General features: G+C 70.8%; 10 protein-coding genes. 5 read left to right on the forward strand and 5 right to left on the reverse strand.

Going from position 1 to position 17,946, the window contains the following annotated elements; translation table 11 throughout:
• The first annotated feature begins 80 nt into the window (after positions 1 to 80).
• Positions 81 to 827 (forward strand): response regulator transcription factor, encoded by a 747-nt coding sequence (locus tag AB0937_RS26495; protein WP_053669789.1) that lies wholly within the window; start codon positions 81 to 83, stop codon positions 825 to 827.
• 8 nt (positions 828 to 835) lie between these two features.
• Here AB0937_RS26495 and AB0937_RS26500 read toward each other — a convergent pair whose 3' ends face one another.
• The gene (locus AB0937_RS26500) at positions 836 to 2,008 is read right to left on the reverse strand and encodes a crosslink repair DNA glycosylase YcaQ family protein (protein ID WP_366714748.1); all 1,173 of its coding nucleotides are present in this window, start codon (positions 2,006 to 2,008) and stop codon (positions 836 to 838) included.
• A 68-nt stretch (positions 2,009 to 2,076) separates the two neighbouring features.
• Positions 2,077 to 2,643, reverse strand: a complete 567-nt coding sequence (locus AB0937_RS26505; protein WP_366714750.1) for a GNAT family N-acetyltransferase — start codon at positions 2,641 to 2,643, stop codon at positions 2,077 to 2,079.
• Between the two features lie 280 nt (positions 2,644 to 2,923).
• Here AB0937_RS26505 and secA point away from each other — a divergent pair, with 280 nt between their 5' ends.
• Positions 2,924 to 5,770 carry a preprotein translocase subunit SecA gene (secA, locus tag AB0937_RS26510; protein WP_366714752.1) on the forward strand — a complete coding sequence of 949 codons (2,847 nt, stop codon included), beginning with the start codon at positions 2,924 to 2,926 and terminating at the stop codon, positions 5,768 to 5,770.
• Positions 5,771 to 5,885: 115 nt separating this feature from the next.
• Here secA and AB0937_RS26515 read toward each other — a convergent pair whose 3' ends face one another.
• The gene (locus tag AB0937_RS26515) at positions 5,886 to 6,551 is read right to left on the reverse strand and encodes an Rv3235 family protein (RefSeq protein WP_366714945.1); all 666 of its coding nucleotides are present in this window, start codon (positions 6,549 to 6,551) and stop codon (positions 5,886 to 5,888) included.
• A gap of 569 nt (positions 6,552 to 7,120) precedes the next feature.
• On the opposite strand from AB0937_RS26515, the gene AB0937_RS26520 reads away from it, so the two are divergent.
• From AB0937_RS26520 to AB0937_RS26530, 3 genes are all read left to right on the forward strand, one after another.
• Positions 7,121 to 7,636 carry a hypothetical protein gene (locus AB0937_RS26520; RefSeq protein ID WP_366714754.1) on the forward strand — a complete coding sequence of 172 codons (516 nt, stop codon included), beginning with the start codon at positions 7,121 to 7,123 and terminating at the stop codon, positions 7,634 to 7,636.
• Positions 7,637 to 7,704: 68 nt separating this feature from the next.
• A complete protein-coding gene (locus AB0937_RS26525; protein WP_366714756.1) occupies positions 7,705 to 8,370 on the forward strand; it encodes an HAD family hydrolase in 666 nt (221 codons plus the stop codon).
• A gap of 456 nt (positions 8,371 to 8,826) precedes the next feature.
• Positions 8,827 to 13,779 carry an NAD-glutamate dehydrogenase gene (locus tag AB0937_RS26530; protein WP_366714758.1) on the forward strand — a complete coding sequence of 1,651 codons (4,953 nt, stop codon included), beginning with the start codon at positions 8,827 to 8,829 and terminating at the stop codon, positions 13,777 to 13,779.
• A gap of 304 nt (positions 13,780 to 14,083) precedes the next feature.
• On the opposite strand, the gene AB0937_RS26535 is transcribed toward AB0937_RS26530, so the two are convergent.
• On the reverse strand, positions 14,084 to 15,730 hold the full coding sequence (locus AB0937_RS26535; protein ID WP_366714760.1) for a glycosyltransferase family 2 protein: 1,647 nt from the start codon (positions 15,728 to 15,730) through the stop codon (positions 14,084 to 14,086).
• A complete protein-coding gene (locus AB0937_RS26540) occupies positions 15,727 to 17,922 on the reverse strand; it encodes a CDP-glycerol glycerophosphotransferase family protein (RefSeq protein ID WP_366714762.1) in 2,196 nt (731 codons plus the stop codon). Before AB0937_RS26540 ends, AB0937_RS26535 begins: the two co-directional genes overlap by 4 nt.
• Between the last annotated feature and the right edge of the window lie 24 nt (positions 17,923 to 17,946).

Below are 17,946 nucleotides of genomic sequence, written 5' to 3' on the forward strand. Positions count from 1 at the left end.
CCACGGCCCAACCGGTGGGTCGTTGCTCTGGGTTGGCGATGGCTCAGGACCTCAGGCCGCAGCCTTCAGGGGGAGGAACGATGGCGGACAGCTTCGGACCGATGCGTGACGAGGATGCCGACGACGGCGTCGTCGGCATGGGCCCGGACTCGGGGACTCCACGCAAGGAACCGATCAGAGTCCTCGTGGTGGACGACCACGCCTTGTTCCGCCGCGGCCTGGAGATCGTGCTCGCCGCCGAGGAGGACATCCAGGTGGTCGGGGAGGCGGGCGACGGCGCCGAGGCCGTCGAGAAGGCCGCCGACCTGCTGCCCGACATCGTCCTGATGGACGTGCGGATGCCCAAGCGGGGCGGGATCGAGGCGTGCACCTCCATCAAGGAGGTGGCACCCAGCGCCAAGATCATCATGCTGACGATCAGCGACGAGGAAGCCGATCTCTACGACGCCATCAAGGCGGGCGCGACCGGCTATCTCCTCAAGGAGATCTCCACGGACGAGGTCGCAACCGCCATCCGCGCGGTGGCCGACGGACAGTCCCAGATCAGTCCGTCCATGGCGTCGAAGCTCCTCACGGAGTTCAAGTCGATGATCCAGCGCACGGACGAACGGCGGCTGGTGCCCGCGCCGCGTCTGACCGACCGTGAACTGGAAGTACTCAAGCTCGTCGCCACGGGAATGAACAACCGTGACATCGCCAAGGAGTTGTTCATCTCCGAGAACACCGTGAAGAACCACGTCCGCAACATCCTGGAGAAACTGCAACTGCACTCCAGGATGGAAGCGGTGGTGTACGCGATGCGGGAGAAGATCCTCGAGATCCGCTAGGCGGGGTCTCAGCCGAGCAGGCGGGCGATTTCCCGGGCGAGGGGCTCGCGCAGGTCCGGCGAGTCGACCCGTTCGACGCGGACGTCCGTGCAGTCCACCCAGGTCGCCGCCTCGGCCAGGGCCTGGGCGATGGCCGGGACCGCCTTCGGGCCGTCGAGCGTGACCTGCCTGGCCACCAGCGTGCGGCCCTCACGGGCCGGGTCCACACGGCCGACGAGACGCCCGCCGGCCAGCACCGGCATCGCGAAGTACCCGTACACGCGCTTCTGTTTGGGGACGTAGGCCTCCAGGCGGTGCGTGAAGCCGAAGATCCGCTCCGTGCGCGACCGCTCCCAGATCAGTGAGTCGAAGGGCGACAGGAGCGTGGTGCGGTGGCGGCCGCGCGGGGGTGTCCGAAGGGCCGCGGGGTCGGCCCAGGCCGGCTTGCCCCAGCCCTCCACCTGGACCGGGACCAGGCCCGAATCGGCGATCACCGCGTCGACCTGCTCACCCTTGAGGCGGTGGTAGTCGGCGATGTCCGCACGCGTACCGACCCCGAGGGAGCGGCCCGCCAGGCCCACGAGGCGGCGCAGGCACTCGGTGTCGTCCAGCTCGTCGTGCAGCAGCTCCCGCGGGACGGCGCGCTCGGCGAGGTCGTAGACGCGCTTCCAGCCGCGGCGCTCCACGCAGACCACCTCGCCGTACATCAGGGCGCGTTCGACGGCGACCTTGGAGCCCGACCAGTCCCACCAGTCGTTCGTCTTCTTCGCGCCGCCCAACTCCGTGGCGGTGAGGGGGCCCTCGGAGCGGAGCTGCTTGATGACCTGGTCGTAGGCGCTGTCGGGCAGTTCGTGGTTCCAGTGCGGGCGGTTGCGGTAGGCGCGGCGGCGGAAGGCGAAGTGGGGCCACTCCTCGATGGGCAGGATGCACGCGGCGTGGGACCAGTACTCGAAGGAGTGCGTGTCCCGCCAGTAGGCCTCCTCCACCGTCCTGCGGCCCACCGCGCCCAGGCGGGCGTACGGGACGAGTTCGTGGGAGCGGGCCAGGACCGAGATGGTGTCGAGCTGTATCGCGCCCAGGTGGCGGAGGATGCCGCGGACGCCGGAGCGCCGGTCGGGAGCGCCGAGGAAGCCCTGGGCGCGGAGCGCGATCCTGCGGGCCTCGTCTGCGGAGAGTTCTGCGGTGGGGCGCGGGGTGGTCATGGTCGCAGAGTAGGGCGCGGGACTGACAACGCGGTGTGACCTGCGGGTCTGCCGGGCGGCCGAGCCGGTCAGCGTGCCGGCAGGTACGGCGCCGTCGACGGCAGGCCCAGGTCCGAGGGGAGCAGGGAACCCACCCAGGTGTCCTGGCGGACTCCCTTGTTGTTGGTCGCGGAGCGCAGCGTGCCCTCGATCGTGAAGCCCGCCCGCTCCGCCACTGCGCGGGACGCCCGGTTGCCCACGGTCGCCCGCCATTCGACGCGGTCGATCGCGGCGTGCGTGAAGGCCCACCGGCAGGCCGAGAGGGCGGCCTCGGTGACGTAGCCGTTGGCGCGGTGCTGCTTCGCGGCCCAGAAGCCGATCTCGCCCATGCCCAGGGCGCGCATCGTGATGCTGAGCATGCCTGCCAGCTCTCCGGAGTGCGGGAAGACGCCGAAGGTGAACATGGAGCCGTCCGCCCAGCCGTCGGGAACGAGTTGTTCCGTGAAGCTCCTGGCGTGCTCGCGCAGGTAGGGGGAGGGGATCGTGGTCCAGCGCTGGATGTCGGGGTCCTGGCAGGCGTCGTACACCGCGTCGGTGTCCTGCGCGCCCACCGTGCGCAGCACGAGGCGGTCCGTGGTGAGGGTGACGGGGTCCATCGGCCGATTCTGCTCGGCGGCGGGCCACGGAGCCATCTGTTTGCGTTCAGTGATGAGGTGATCACGCTTTGTGTAATTCGATCCGGAGGTGCGGCACTATCCGGGGGCGCCGCACGTTGTCCCCTTTGAAGCAGACGTGAATCAGATTTGAAGCAGCGGACGGTCGCCGTCGCGGCAGGCCCTCCCGGCGCGGTGGGGTCCTCGCATACGATGGCCGTTGCTCAGTAAGTCAAGTGGTAACCGACCGTCCCAGGCCCGACCGGCAAGGAGACCAACCCCCGTGTCCGTCCTCTCGAAGATCATGCGTGCAGGCGAAGGCAAGATCCTGCGCAAGCTGCACCGCATCGCGGACCAGGTCAACTCCATCGAAGAGGACTTCGTCGACCTCTCCGACGCCGAGCTGCGCGCCCTCACCGATGAGTACAAGCAGCGCTACGCCGACGGCGAGACCCTGGACGACCTGCTGCCCGAGGCCTTCGCCACCGTCCGCGAGGCCGCCAAGCGCGTCCTCGGCCAGCGTCACTACGACGTGCAGATGATGGGTGGCGCGGCCCTGCACATGGGCTACGTGGCCGAGATGAAGACCGGTGAGGGCAAGACCCTCGTCGGCACGCTGCCGGCGTACCTGAACGCGCTGTCCGGCAAGGGCGTCCACATCATCACGGTCAACGACTACCTGGCCGAGCGCGACTCCGAGATGATGGGCCGCGTCCACCGCTTCCTGGGGCTCGAGGTCGGCTGCATCCTCGCCAACATGACGCCGGCTCAGCGCCGCGAGCAGTACGCCTGCGACATCACCTACGGCACGAACAACGAGTTCGGCTTCGACTACCTGCGCGACAACATGGCGTGGTCCCAGGACGAGCTCGTCCAGCGCGGCCACAACTTCGCCATCGTCGACGAGGTCGACTCCATCCTCATCGACGAGGCCCGTACGCCGCTGATCATCTCCGGGCCGGCCGACCAGGCCACCAAGTGGTACGGGGACTTCGCCAAGCTGGTGAAGCGCCTCAAGCGCGGCGAGGCCGGCCAGCCGCTCAAGGGCATCGAGGAGACCGGCGACTACGACGTCGACGAGAAGAAGCGCACGGTCGCCATCCACGAGTCCGGTGTCGCCAAGGTCGAGGACTGGCTGGGCATCGACAACCTCTACGAGTCGGTGAACACGCCGCTGGTGGGCTACCTGAACAACGCCATCAAGGCCAAGGAGCTCTTCAAGAAGGACAAGGACTACGTCATCATCGACGACGAGGTCATGATCGTCGACGAGCACACCGGACGTATCCTCGCGGGCCGCCGTTACAACGAAGGCATGCACCAGGCCATCGAGGCGAAGGAAGCGGTGCCGATCAAGGACGAGAATCAGACGCTCGCCACGATCACGCTGCAGAACTTCTTCCGCCTCTACAAGCGCCACGACCACAACGGCAAGGAACAGCCCGGTCTGTGCGGCATGACCGGTACGGCCATGACCGAGGCCGCCGAGTTCCACCAGATCTACAAGCTCGGCGTGGTGCCGATCCCGACCAACCGGCCGATGGTCCGCAAGGACCAGTCCGACCTCATCTACCGGACCGAGGTCGCCAAGTTCGAGGCGGTCGTCGACGACATCGAGGAGAAGCACCGCAAGGGGCAGCCGATCCTCGTCGGCACCACCTCCGTCGAGAAGTCCGAGTACCTCTCGCAGCAGCTCAGCAAGCGCGGCATCCAGCACGAGGTGCTCAACGCCAAGCAGCACGACCGGGAGGCGACGATCGTCGCCCAGGCCGGCCGCAAGGGCGCCGTCACGGTGGCCACCAACATGGCCGGCCGTGGTACGGACATCAAGCTCGGTGGCAACCCCGAGGACCTCGCCGAGGCGGAGCTGCGCCAGCGTGGCCTGGACCCCGAGGAGCACATCGAGGAGTGGGCCCACGCCCTGCCCGAGGCGCTCAAGCGGGCCGAGAAGGCCGTCCAGAACGAGAAGGACGAGGTCGAGAAGCTCGGCGGGCTGTACGTGCTGGGCACCGAGCGGCACGAGTCGCGGCGCATCGACAACCAGCTGCGTGGTCGTTCCGGCCGTCAGGGCGACCCGGGCGAGTCCCGGTTCTACCTCTCCCTCGGAGACGACCTGATGCGGCTGTTCAAGGCCCAGATGGTCGAGCGCGTGATGTCCATGGCGAACGTCCCGGACGACGTGCCGATCGAGAACAAGATGGTCACCCGCGCGATCGCCTCCGCGCAGTCGCAGGTCGAGCAGCAGAACTTCGAGACGCGCAAGAACGTCCTCAAGTACGACGAGGTCCTCAACCGCCAGCGTGAGGTCATCTACGGCGAGCGCCGTCGCGTCCTGGAGGGCGAGGACCTGCACGAGCAGGTGCAGCACTTCATGGACGACACCATCGACGCGTACGTCCAGGCCGAGACCGCCGAGGGCTTCCCGGAGGACTGGGACCTCGACCGGCTGTGGGGCGCCTTCAAGCAGCTCTACCCGTGCAGCGTCACGATCGAGGAGCTGGAGGAGGCGGCCGGCGACCGGGCCGGTCTGACCGCCGAGTTCATCGGCGACTCCATCAAGGACGACATCCACGAGCAGTACCAGGCGCGTGAGGCGCAGCTCGGCTCCGAGATCATGCGTGAGCTGGAGCGCCGGGTCGTGCTGTCGGTCCTGGACCGCAAGTGGCGCGAGCACCTCTACGAGATGGACTACCTCCAGGAGGGCATCGGCCTGCGCGCCATGGCGCAGAAGGACCCGCTGGTCGAGTACCAGCGTGAGGGCTTCGACATGTTCACCGCGATGATGGAGGGCATCAAGGAGGAGTCCGTCGGCTACCTGTTCAACCTGGAGGTCCAGGTCGAGCAGCAGGTCGAGGAGGTCCCGGTCGAGGACACCAAGCCGGTGGCGGACCTGGAGAAGCACGACGCGGTGCCGGCGCAGGCGGGTTCCCGTCCGGAGATCCGCGCCAAGGGGCTCGACGTCCCGCAGCGGCGCAACCTCCACTTCTCCGCGCCGACGGTCGACGGTGAGGGCGGCACCGTCGAGGGCGACTTCACCGAGGACGGCGAGCCGGTCCGTTCCGAGGCCGACGGCTTGACGCGGGCGGAGCGGCGCAAGCAGGCGCGGGGCCGGGGTCGCCGCAAGAAGTGACGGTTGCCGCGTAGCGGTATGAGGGCCGGACACCTGTGGGTGTCCGGCCCTTCGTCATGTGCGGGGCCCAGACAGGCCTCAGCAGGGCTCCGGACGGGCCCGGTCTCGACCGGCCTCAGTCGGCCTCCTGGCGGGGCGGGCGGGGGCCGCCGAGTTCCACCGCCGTGCAGCGCCAGCGGAGGTCCTGGCCGAGTTCCAGGCGGAAGGCCATGGCGCGCAGCCGGTCGCCGGCGCCGATGCGGGCGAAGGCCTCGATGGCGCCCGGCCGGGGTTCGCACCAGCCGATGTCGCGGACGACGGGGCGGGCCCCGCGGGTGCGCAAGGGGCCGCGTTCGGCCAGCCAGGCCAGCTCGTCGTAGGCGCGGCCGCGGGTGTGGCGGAGCATCGAGTGGACGGGGCGGTGGCCGCTCAGGACGGCCACGAGGAGATCGGCGAAGACGTCGGTGGGCAGGGGCTGGGGGATCACCGAGGGGCGGGAGCCCTGGGCCGGGACGCGGGGGGTGGCTGCGGTGGAGGCGTCCGGGCGGGCCGGGGAGCCGGGTGCCCGCGTGGCCTGACGCGGCGCTGTGCGGGCCGCCGGGAGGGACGGCGGACGGGTGTCCGCCGGGCGGGTACGGGACGCCCTGGCGCGGCCGGAGGCGGGCGGCCGCCCGCCCGCAGCCGGAGGCCGTGTACGGCCGCTACCGGGAGAACGCGGGGGCGCGGCGGCGACGCGACGGGGCGCCGTGTCAGTGCTCCGGACGGCGGTGCGGGAGGAGCTGCCGGCGGCGGTGCGTGGGATGGCGCTGTCGGGGACCTCGGGTTGTGCGTCGGCGGCTGTGCGAGGAGTCGTGCCGGCGGGGGCGCCAGGCGCCGCGGTCACGGGCGGTCGGGAACCGGCCCTGCCGGGAAGAGCGGGGGGCGCGCCCGCCGTGCTGCCCGGAGCGCCGGGCTCACCGCTCAGAGGCCGGCGGGGTGCTGTGCTGCCGGGTGTGCGGGAGGTCGTGTTCGGGCGGGTCCTGGTCATGACCTTGTGCATGGGGTCCCCGTTTCGTGGGTCCGGTGGATACCGGGGAGTAACTTCGGTCGGTGATCTTGTATGGGGTCGGCGGGGGCGGCGGCAAGAAAGGACGGGTCGGGTCGCGGGCGCGGGGAAGTTCACCTATCCGGGTGATGCCAAGGGCGCGCGGGCCCGTGGCTGCGCGGGTGTGCCGGGTGAATCGCGGGACGGGGGTGGACGGGTCCGGGAGCACGGGGCGGGACTCGAAAGGGGACGCCCCGCACGTATCCTGAAGACCCTCCGGAGCCGTTCCCGAACACCCTCCGGGGCCGTGCCGAGCCCACCGTCCACGACCACGAAAGCGGCCAGCCATGCGTGTCTACGTGCCCCTGACCCTCCCCGGTCTCGCCGAGGCGTACAAGACGGGTGAGCTGGGCACCGGGCCGTTCGTCGCCTACGCCGTGACGCCCGGGCTGCGCGAGTGGTACGTCTCCGACGACATCGAGGAACTGGAGTACGCCGCGCTCGGCCGGGCCGCGCTCGCCTCGCTGCGCCTGCTGGCGGCCGAGCCCGGTGCGCCGCGGCGCCGGGTGGTGATCGCCCTCGACGTCGCCGACCGGGCAGCGAGCGCGGATCCCGGCCGGGCGCTCGATCCGGCCGGGCCGGGCGAGGTGCGGGTCGCGGGTCCGGTGCCCCTGGGCAAGGCGGCGTCGGTGCATGTCGACGCCGCGGACGCGGAGGCCGACGTGACGGCCGCCGCCGAGGCGCTGCCGGCGGCGGACGGCGGGGACGACGACGCGCAGTTCGTCGTGGACGGGGCGGAGGACCACGAGCTGCTGTGGTTCGCCACGCAGGAGATCGCCAACCTGGTGGGGCACGGGGACTGAGCCTGCCGCGGGGGCGCGTTGCGGCGCCGTTCTCTTGATTGTCAGTGGGGGCGGGTACGTTTTCGGGCATGGGGATGAAGACGGGCGCGCACATCGTCTGGGACTGGAACGGGACGCTGTTCCACGACATCGACGCGATCATCGGAGCGACGAACGCGGCCTTCGCCGAGCTGGGCCTGGAGCCGCTGACGCTGGAGAAGTACCGGGAGCTGTACTGCGTCCCGGTGCCGAAGTTCTATGAGCGGCTCATGGGACGGCTGCCGACCGAGGCCGAGTGGGAGGCCATGGACGACGTCTTCCACCGTTACTACGCCGAGCACCGGACGTCCTGCGGGCTGACGGCGGGGGCCGTGGAGCTCCTGGCCGGCTGGCGCTCGGCGGGCCGCAGCCAGTCGATCCTGAGCATGTACGTGCACGAGGAGCTGGTTCCGCTGGTGCGGGGGTTCGGCATCGAGCCGCACTTCATACGGGTGGACGGGCGCACCGGGCCGTCCGGGGGCAGCAAGGCCGAGCACATGGTGCGGCACCTGGCGTCGCTGAGCGGGGTGGCGCCGGAGCGGACCGTGGTGATCGGGGACGCCGCGGACGACGCGGTGGCCGCGCTGCACGTCGGTGCACGGGCCGTGCTGTACACCGGCGGGTCGCACAGCAGGGTGAGCCTGGAGGCCGTCGGCGTGCCGGTCGTGGACACGCTGGAGGAAGCGGTCGCGGAGGCGGAGCGGCTCGCCGCCTGACCCTGTTCTGGCCGAAACGCGCAGCGGCACTGTGCAGAACGTCAAACTTCCAGGGCTGGTTTTGTACACATACGGCTCATGACGGAGCCCCTGTGAGGAGCGATAGCCTTGGTGGCGTGATCAGCGCGATAGTTCGCGGGGACGTCGTCGTCCCTGCCCTGCGCCCGGAGAGCACGGACGACATCCGTGACCGGGCGGCAGTCGCTGGTCCTCGCGGGCGGGACGTGACATCGAGGGCTCCCGGGACGCCGAGCAGCACCAGGATTCAGGCGTCGCGGAGAGCAGCGTCACACCGGTGGCCCAGCTCAAGAATGGCTCAGACACCCCCGCTCATCTCGCCTCGCGGCATAGCGTCGGAACAGACCGGATACCCCGTGTCAGGACGTGAGGCCGTGAGCGCAGAGGCCGTACTTCCTTCTACGTCACGCAACGGCGCGCGACAGGAGCCAGAGGACAATGCAGACCAAGCTGGACGAAGCCAAGGCCGAGTTGCTCGAGAGGGCCGCCCGGGTAGCTGAGAACAGCCCGGTCGGGGGGCACCTACCGACCGGGTCGACGGGCGAGGAGACCCCGGACGCCCAGAAGGCACCGGACCGCGAGGCCCTCCTCACGTTCCTCCAGCGTTACTACCTGCACACGGCCCCGGAGGACCTGACCGACCGCGACCCGGTCGACGTCTTCGGAGCCGCCGTATCGCACTACCGGCTGGCCGAGAACCGCCCCCAGGGCACCGCCAACGTCCGGGTGCACACCCCCACGGTGGAAGAGAACGGGTGGACCTGCAGCCACTCCGTGGTCGAGGTCGTCACCGACGACATGCCCTTCCTCGTCGACTCCGTCACCAACGAGCTGACCCGGCAGGGACGCGGGATCCACGTCGTCATCCACCCGCAGTTCGTCGTACGGCGCGATGTCACCGGCAAGCTCATCGAGGTGCTGTCGACCCGGGCGACCGGAGACCTTCCGCACGACGCGCACGTCGAGTCCTGGATCCACGTCGAGATCGACCGGGAGACCGACCGGGCCGATCTGAAGCAGATCACCTCCGACCTGCTGCGCGTGCTGTCCGACGCCCGCGAGGCCGTCGAGGACTGGGGCAAGATGCGGGACGCGGCGACCCGGCTGGCGGAGGGGCTGCCGGACGAGCCCATCCCCGGCGACCTGCCCGGGCCCCAGGTCGAGGAGGCCCGTGAGCTGCTGCGCTGGCTGGCCGACGACCACTTCACCTTCCTCGGCTACCGCGAGTACCAGCTGCGCGACGACGACTCCCTGGCCGCCGTCCCCGGTACCGGGCTCGGCATACTGCGCTCGGACCCGCACCACGCGGCCGAGGAGAGCCACCCGGTCAGCCCGTCGTTCGAGCGGCTGCCCGCCGACGCCCGGGCCAAGGCGCGCGAGCACAAGCTGCTCGTGCTGACCAAGGCGAACAGCCGGGCGACCGTGCACCGGCCGTCGTACCTGGACTACATCGGCGTCAAGAAGTTCGACGCGGACGGCAACGTCATCGGCGAGCGACGGTTCCTCGGGCTGTTCTCGTCCGCCGCCTACACCGAGTCCGTGCGCCGCGTCCCGGTCATCCGGCGCAAGGTCGAGGAGGTCCTGGAGCAGGCCGGGTTCTCGCCCCACAGCCACGACGGGCGCGACCTGCTGCAGATCCTGGAGACGTACCCGCGCGACGAGCTGTTCCAGACCCCGGCCGACGAGCTGCGCGCCATCGTCACCTCCGTGCTGTACCTCCAGGAGCGCCGCCGTCTGCGGCTCTACCTGCGCCAGGACGAGTACGGGCGCTACTACTCCGCCCTCGTCTACCTCCCGCGCGACCGCTACACCACGGCCGTCCGCCTGCGGATCATCGAGATCCTGAAGGAGGAGCTCGGCGGCATCAGCGTCGACTTCACCGCCTGGAACACCGAGTCGATCCTGTCCCGGCTGCACTTCGTGGTCCGGGTCCCGCAGGGCACCGAACTGCCGGAGCTGTCCGACTCCGACAAGGAGCGCATCGAGGCCCGGCTGGTGGAGGCCGCCCGCTCCTGGGAGGACGCCTTCGCCGAGGCCCTCAACGCCGAGCTCGGCGAGGAGCACGCGGCCGAGGCGATGCGCCGGTACGCGCACGCCTTCCCCGAGGGCTACAAGGCCGACCACAACCCGCGCGCCGCGGTCGCCGACCTCGTCCACCTCGAGCAGCTGAACGCCGAAGCGGACAAGGACTTCGCGCTCAGCCTGTACGAGCCCGTGGGCGCCGCCCCCGAGGAACGCCGCTTCAAGATCTACCGCACGGGCGACGCCATCTCCCTCTCGGCCGTCCTGCCGGTCCTCAACCGGCTCGGCGTCGAGGTCGTCGACGAGCGGCCGTACGAGCTGCGCTGCTCGGACCGCAGCGTGGCCTGGATCTACGACTTCGGTCTGCGCATGCCCCGCGCCAACGGCGGCGGGGACTACTTCGGCGACGACGCCCGTGAACGCTTCCAGGACGCCTTCTCCGCCACCTGGACCGGCAAGGCGGAGAACGACGGCTTCAACGCGCTCGTGCTGAGCGCCGGGCTGACCTGGCGCCAGGCGATGGTGCTGCGGGCGTACGCGAAGTACCTGCGCCAGGCGGCGTCGACGTTCAGCCAGGACTACATGGAGGACACCCTCCGCAACAACGTCCACACCACGCGCCTGCTCGTCTCCCTGTTCGAGGCGCGGATGTCGCCGGACCGGCAGCGGGCGGGCCACGAGATCGTGGACGCGCTGCTGGAGGAGGTCGACGCGGCCCTCGACCAGGTGGCCTCGCTCGACGAGGACCGGATCCTCCGGTCGTTCCTGACCGTCATCAAGGCGACGCTGCGGACCAACTTCTTCCAGGAGGCGGCGGGCGGCAAGCCGCACGACTACGTCTCCATGAAGTTCGACCCGCAGGCCATCCCCGACCTGCCTGCGCCCCGCCCGGCGTTCGAGATCTGGGTCTACTCGCCGCGCGTCGAGGGCGTGCACCTGCGCTTCGGCAAGGTCGCGCGCGGTGGCCTGCGCTGGTCCGACCGGCGTGAGGACTTCCGCACGGAGATCCTCGGCCTGGTCAAGGCGCAGATGGTGAAGAACACCGTCATCGTGCCGGTCGGCGCCAAGGGCGGGTTCGTCGCCAAGCAGCTGCCGGATCCGTCCGTGGACCGGGACGCGTGGATGGCCGAGGGCATCGCCAGCTACAAGACGTTCATCTCGGCGCTGCTCGACATCACCGACAACATGGTCGCGGGCGAGGTCGTGCCCCCGGCCGACGTCGTCCGGCACGACGAGGACGACACCTACCTCGTCGTCGCCGCCGACAAGGGCACGGCGACCTTCTCCGACATCGCCAACGGGGTCGCCGAGAACTACAACTTCTGGCTCGGTGACGCCTTCGCCTCCGGCGGCTCCGCCGGCTACGACCACAAGGGCATGGGCATCACCGCCCGCGGCGCCTGGGAGTCCGTCAAGCGGCACTTCCGCGACATGGGCGTCGACACCCAGACCGAGGACTTCACGGTCGTCGGCATCGGCGACATGTCCGGTGACGTGTTCGGCAACGGCATGCTGCTCTCCGAGCACATCCGCCTGGTCGCGGCCTTCGACCACCGGCACATCTTCATCGACCCGGACCCGGACGCCGCCACCTCCTACGCCGAGCGCCGCCGTCTGTTCGAGCTGCCCCGCTCCAGCTGGGAGGACTACAACACCGAGCTGCTGTCGGCCGGCGGCGGCATCTTCCCGCGCACGGCGAAGGCGATCCCCGTCAACGCGCACATCCGTGAGGCCCTCGGCATCGAGGCCAAGGTCACCAAGCTGACCCCGGCCGACCTGATGAAGGCCATCCTCCACGCGCCGGTGGACCTGCTGTGGAACGGCGGCATCGGCACGTACGTCAAGTCCTCCGCCGAGTCCAACGCGGACGTCGGCGACAAGGCCAACGACGCCATCCGCGTCGACGGAAAGGACCTGCGCGTCAAGGTCGTCGGCGAGGGCGGCAACCTCGGACTGACCCAGCTCGGCCGGATCGAGTTCGCACTGCAGGGCGGCCGGATCAACACCGACGCCATCGACAACAGCGCCGGCGTGGACACCTCCGACCACGAGGTGAACATCAAGATCCTGCTCAACGGCCTGGTCAGGGACGGCGACATGACCGTCAAGCAGCGCAACAAGCTGCTCGCCGAGATGACCGACGAGGTCGGCCACCTGGTGCTGCGCAACAACTACGCGCAGAACACGGCGATCGCCAACGCCCTCGCCCAGTCCAGCGCCATGCTCCACGCCCAGCAGCGCTTCATGAAGCACCTGGTCAGGGAGGGACACCTCGACCGGGCGCTGGAGTTCCTGCCCACCGACCGGCAGATCCGCGAGCGGCTCGCCCAGGGCCAGGGCCTGACCGGCCCGGAGACGGCCGTACTGCTGGCGTACACGAAGATCACGGTCGCCGAGGAGCTGCTGCACACCTCGCTGCCGGACGACCCGTACCTGAGCACCCTGCTGCACGCGTACTTCCCGAAGGAGCTGCGCGAGCAGTACCCCGAGCACCTCGTCTGCCACCCGCTGCGCCGTGAGATCACCACGACCGTGCTGGTCAACGACACGGTGAACACGGGCGGTACGACGTATCTGCACCGGCTGCGCGAGGAGACCGGCGCGTCGCTGGAGGAGATCGTGCGGGCGCAGACCGCGGCACGGGCGATCTTCCGGCAGTCCCCGGTGTGGGACGGGGTCGAGGCGCTCGACAACAAGGTCGAGGCCGAGGTGCAGACCCGCATCCGGCTGCATGCGCGCCGCCTGGTGGAGCGCGGCACGCGCTGGCTGCTCAACAACCGGCCGCAGCCGCTGGAGCTCGCCGGGACGGTCGACTTCTTCGCCGACCGGGTCGAACAGGTCTGGGGGCAGCTGCCGAAGCTGCTGCGCGGTGCCGACCTCGAGTGGTACCAGAAGATCTACGACGAGCTGACGGGCGCGGGCGTCCCGGAGGACCTCGCCACCCGGGTGGCGGGCTTCTCCTCGGCCTTCCCGACGCTCGACATCGTCTCGATCGCCGACCGGATGGGCCGGGAGCCCATGGACGTCGCCGAGGTCTACTACGACCTCGCCGACCGGCTGCGCATCACCCAGCTCATGGACCGCATCATCGAGCTGCCCCGCGCCGACCGCTGGCAGTCCATGGCCCGCGCGGCGATCCGCGAGGACCTGTACGCGGCGCACGCGGCGCTGACCGCCGACGTCCTGGCGGTCGGCAACGGCACCTCGACGCCCGAGCAGCGCTACAAGGCGTGGGAGCAGAAGAACGCGGCGATCCTCGGCCGCGCCCGCACCACCCTGGAGGAGATCCAGGGGTCCGACGCGTTCGACCTCGCCAACCTGTCGGTGGCGATGCGCACGATGAGGACGCTGCTGCGCACGCATTCGTAGACGCGGCGACGACGGCGTGACGGCGCCCCGGGCCTGCTCCGGCCCGGGGCGCTTCCTCATGTGCGCTACGCGGTACGTGTGCGCTACGCGGTGCCGCCGTGGGACGAGCGACGGCGGTGGTAGGAGTACGTGACCGCGGCGAGCAGGGGACCCCACGATGCTTCCGGACCTGGTCCCCCCGGGGCGTCCGCCCGCCGGGCGGTTTCAGGGGCCGGGCGGCGGAGGGGCGGCGGTGCTGTTCTCCACCGCCGGGAGGAGAGGGTGCCCCGGGGAGGAGCCGGGTGCCTCCGGCGGGGACGCGGGGCTACTTGAGTGCGCTCGCGACCAGTCGCGCGGCTCTCTTCACCCTCGGGCCGGCCACTCTGCGTACCGCCGGGCGGATCAGACGGGCCGTCACTCCCGTCGGCTGCCAGCCGACCTGGAGGCGGCCCGGGCCGTGGCCTTCCGGCTCTACCGTCAGGCGGTGGGACGGGATGCGTGTCGTCAGGGCCGGGAAGGTCAGGGGGGCCAGCAGCAGGCCCGTGTGGGACAGGCCCTGGTGGTGGAGGCGGAGCAGCGGGTGGCGGATTCCCGCGAAGCCGTGGAGGGGGAGTTCGGCCGCTGCGAGGTCCAGGTGGACGTGGCCCTCGAAGAGGCCGGGGCGGACGGGGGAGAGGCGGAAGTGGACGTGGAGGCGGCGGCCCCCGGGTGAGATGAGGAGCGTCGCGCGCCGAGGGCCGACGGGGAGGCGCAGCGCCGGGTCGTAGGTGCGGATCGTGAGGTCGATCGAGGCGCCCGGCCCCCGGGTGATCTCCTGGATCTCGTGACGGAACTGCGCGTCCGGGAAGGGGCGGGTCTCCAACTCCAGCTCGGATACGTCCAGTTCGCGGCGGGACCACTCCGACTCGGGGACCCGGTCTCCCCAGTAGGTGCGGCCTGACGCGTCGGACGTCACGCGCCTCGGGCCCACCGTGTGGCCCAGACCCCGGGCGGCCAGACGCGCCTCCGCCAGACGGCGGTCCCGGACCAGCTGGATGACGACGCGTTCGATGCGCGGGAGGCGGGCGAACGCTCCCGGCGTGAGTGTGTCGAGGTAGGGGGTGACGAGGTCCGCGAAGGACGTCAGCCAGGCGTCGTCCCGGTAGGGCAGGTCACCGGCGTACATCCGGAAGTCGTGCTTGAGGAACTTGTGGTCCTTGTCCTCGCGCAGCGATTCGTGCCCGCTCTCCGCCAGGAACGCGTCGATGAGGTGCTGGACGTGGATCCGGTCCCGCACGTTGGCGAGCTTGTGCCGCTGGTTCGACAGCGAGGCCACCTCGGAGGCCGCGAAGGGCGCCACGTACCAGCGGTAGACCGGTTCCGGGACGATCGTGAAGCTCTTGGCCAGGCAGTAGGCCTGTGCCGTGAACAGCTGGTCCTCGTAGTGGATTCCCTCGGGAAAGCGCAGCTCGTGCCGGTCGAGGAAGGCGCGGGCGTACATCTTGCTGGTGGACAGGTGCTCGAAGAACAGGCGTGGGTCGGCCTCGATGCCGTCGAGCGTGCGGCGCTCTGCAACGAGGTGCGGCATCCACGTCGAGCGGCGGCCGTTGTCCACCCGGATCCGCTGCACCGCGCCCATCGCGAAGTCGATCTCGTGTTCGCGGTGTGCGGCGAGCAGCAGTTCCACGGCGTCGGCGGGGAGTTCGTCGTCGCTGTCGAGGAACATCAGGAACGGCGCCCGCGCGATCTGCAGGGCGCGGTTGCGCGGGGCGCTGCAGCCGCCGCTGTTCCGCTCCAGGCGGAGGTGCCGGACACGGGGGTCCTGGGCCGCGAGCCGCTGGGCCACCGCCGGGGTCTCGTCCGTGGAGTGGTCGTCGCTGATGATGATCTCGAGGTTGGCGTGGGTCTGGCGGCGGACCGACTCGACCGCGCGGGTGAGGCGTTCGGCGTCGTTGTAAACGATGACCGTCACGGTGACGTCGGGGGTGCTCATGCGGTCGCCTCCTGCGGGGTCGGGGCCGGGGTGCGCTCCTCGATCGGCACCACGGGCGGCAGGTCACGTTCCTCCTGGCCGAGGAAGACCCGGCGGACGACGCGTTCGGCGGCGCGTCCGTCGTCGTACTCGCAGAACCGGCGCCGGAAGGCGGCCCGGGTCTTGGCCGCGCTCTCGTCGCGCCAGGCCTCGGTGGTGAGGATCTCCGTCAGCTCCTGCTGGGTGCGGGCGACCGGGCCCGGGGCCTGAGCCATGAGGTCGAAGTAGACGCCGCGGGTGGTGCGGTACGTCTCCCAGTCGTCGGCGTGGATCACGATCGGCCGGTCGAGGTTGGCGTAGTCGAACATGATGGAGGAGTAGTCCGTGACCAGGGCGTCCGCCGCCAGGCACAGCTCCTCGACGGGCTCGTAGGAGGAGACGTCGATGATCCGGCCCGTGCGGCGCAGGTTGGTCAGCGGGGAGGCGGCACCGCCGTAGAAGTAGTGGCCGCGCACCAGCAGGACCGTGTCCTCGCCCAGGCGGTCGGCGAGGGCGGCGAGGTCCAGGCGCGGGGTCCAGCCGGCCTCGTAGTCGCGGTGGGTGGGCGCGTACAGGACGGCACGGCGGCCCGGGGCGATGCCGAGGCGGTCGCGGACCGCGCGGATGACGTCGGCGCCGGCCGTGTAGTAGACGTCGTTGCGCGGATAGCCGTGGTCCAGGGAGACGTAGCGCGACGGGTAGGCGCGCTCCCACATGCGGGTGGTGTGGCTGTTGGCCGAGACGCTGAAGTCCCACTTGTCGATGCGTTCCAGCAACGCCCGGAAGTCCAGGCCCTGTGCGGCGGCCGGGAACGCCAGCTGGTCGAGGCCCATGCGTTTCAGGGGCGTGCCGTGGTGGGTCTGGACGTGGATCGCGTCGGGGCGTTTGACCACGGCGTTGGGGAAGTTGACGTTGTTGACGAGGTACTTGGCGGTCGCCAGCACCTCCCAGTAGCGGCGGCTGCCGGGCACCACGTGGTCGGTGCCGGGCGGCAGGAGGGCCGCGTTCTCCTCGGTGACCACCCACACCGTGTGGATCTGCGGGGCGAGTTCGGCGAGCTTGGCGGCGATGGCGGCGGGGTTGCAGACGACACCGCGGTTCCAGTACGCCGCGAACACCGCGAGGTGCGGGTTGACGGGGCGGCCGAGCGCCCTGCGGTACTGGTGGTCGCGGAGCTTGGCCCCGGCCTGGCGCTTGCGGGCCCGTACGGCCGACCTGGCGCCGCGGCGGGTGCGGTTGACGGCCTGGAAGGCCCGGTACTTCGTGTAGGCGCCCTCCTCGAGCAGGGAGCGGCGGACGCCTTCGAGCCCCGCCGGGCGGCGGTGTCCCTCGGGGCGGCGGCGCAGGGCGGCCAGGGACGCCCGGCGGAAGAACTCCCGCGCGACATCCTCCGGCATGCCGCCGCGCGCGAAGGTGCGCAGGCAGTCGCGGACCATGAGGTCGTAGAGCACGGTGTGCGCGGCGCGCCGGTCACGGGTGAGGTCGAGGAGCGACTCGTAGCGCTCGACGAGGGCGTACCGCTGCTCGGGCGTCACCGGGGGCAGGCTCGCGGGGCGCAGCCGGCGGTCCTCGTAGGCGACGTGCGGCAGGCAGGCGACGCGGTCGGCGAGCAGCAGGGCGGCCAGGGCGGCGTAGGGCTCGTCGTCGGTGCTGATCCGCGACTCGTGCGCCCGCCAGAAGTCGGCGCGCAGGACCCTGGTGCCGAGCAGCGGGGTGAGCCGCAGCAGGGGCGCGCAGTCGTCGAGGACGACATCCGCGCGGCCCGCCCGGGCCAGGAGCGGGCCGTCCGAGGAGGGCATCCCGGAGGTGTGCCAGGTGCTGCGGACGTGGTCGAGCACGAGGACGTCGACCTCGCCGGGGAGCTCTGCCACCCGCTCCGCGACCGTGCGCGGGGCGCCGGCGGGCAGGCCGTCCTTGGCGTGGACGAAGTGCAGCCAGCGGCCGGAGGCGCGGGCCGCGCCCGCCGCCCTGGCCGCCGCGTCACCGGTGCCGTCCGGCAGCGGCACGACCTGGACGTCCGGGGTGTGCCGCTCGGCCGTCTCGCGGGCCCAGTCGCCCACCGCGGCCACGATCACCTCGGCGTCCGCGAGCGGGTGGGCGGCGAGGGAGTCGAGGAGTTCCGTCAGATGGTCCTGGACGTTCGGCCCGTGGACGATCACACTCAGCTCGGCCATGCCTGAGGCCCCCTCTCGCAGCTG

It is taken from the genome of Streptomyces sp. NPDC047880 (assembly GCF_040706515.1).
In the GTDB taxonomy this organism is placed as follows: Bacteria; Actinomycetota; Actinomycetes; order Streptomycetales; family Streptomycetaceae; genus Streptomyces.

Excerpts from the sequence above, each read along its gene's own strand:
- AB0937_RS26495 (WP_053669789.1), top strand. The coding sequence starts at position 81 with ATGGCGGACAGCTTCGGACCGATGCGTGACGAGGATGCCGACGACGGC.
- AB0937_RS26505 (WP_366714750.1), bottom strand. The coding sequence starts at position 2,643 with ATGGACCCCGTCACCCTCACCACGGACCGCCTCGTGCTGCGCACGGTG.
- AB0937_RS26520 (WP_366714754.1), top strand. The coding sequence starts at position 7,121 with ATGCGTGTCTACGTGCCCCTGACCCTCCCCGGTCTCGCCGAGGCGTAC.
- AB0937_RS26540 (WP_366714762.1), bottom strand. The coding sequence starts at position 17,922 with ATGGCCGAGCTGAGTGTGATCGTCCACGGGCCGAACGTCCAGGACCAT.
- AB0937_RS26535 (WP_366714760.1), bottom strand. The coding sequence starts at position 15,730 with ATGAGCACCCCCGACGTCACCGTGACGGTCATCGTTTACAACGACGCC.
- AB0937_RS26500 (WP_366714748.1), bottom strand. The coding sequence starts at position 2,008 with ATGACCACCCCGCGCCCCACCGCAGAACTCTCCGCAGACGAGGCCCGC.
- AB0937_RS26530 (WP_366714758.1), top strand. The coding sequence starts at position 8,827 with ATGCAGACCAAGCTGGACGAAGCCAAGGCCGAGTTGCTCGAGAGGGCC.
- AB0937_RS26525 (WP_366714756.1), top strand. The coding sequence starts at position 7,705 with ATGGGGATGAAGACGGGCGCGCACATCGTCTGGGACTGGAACGGGACG.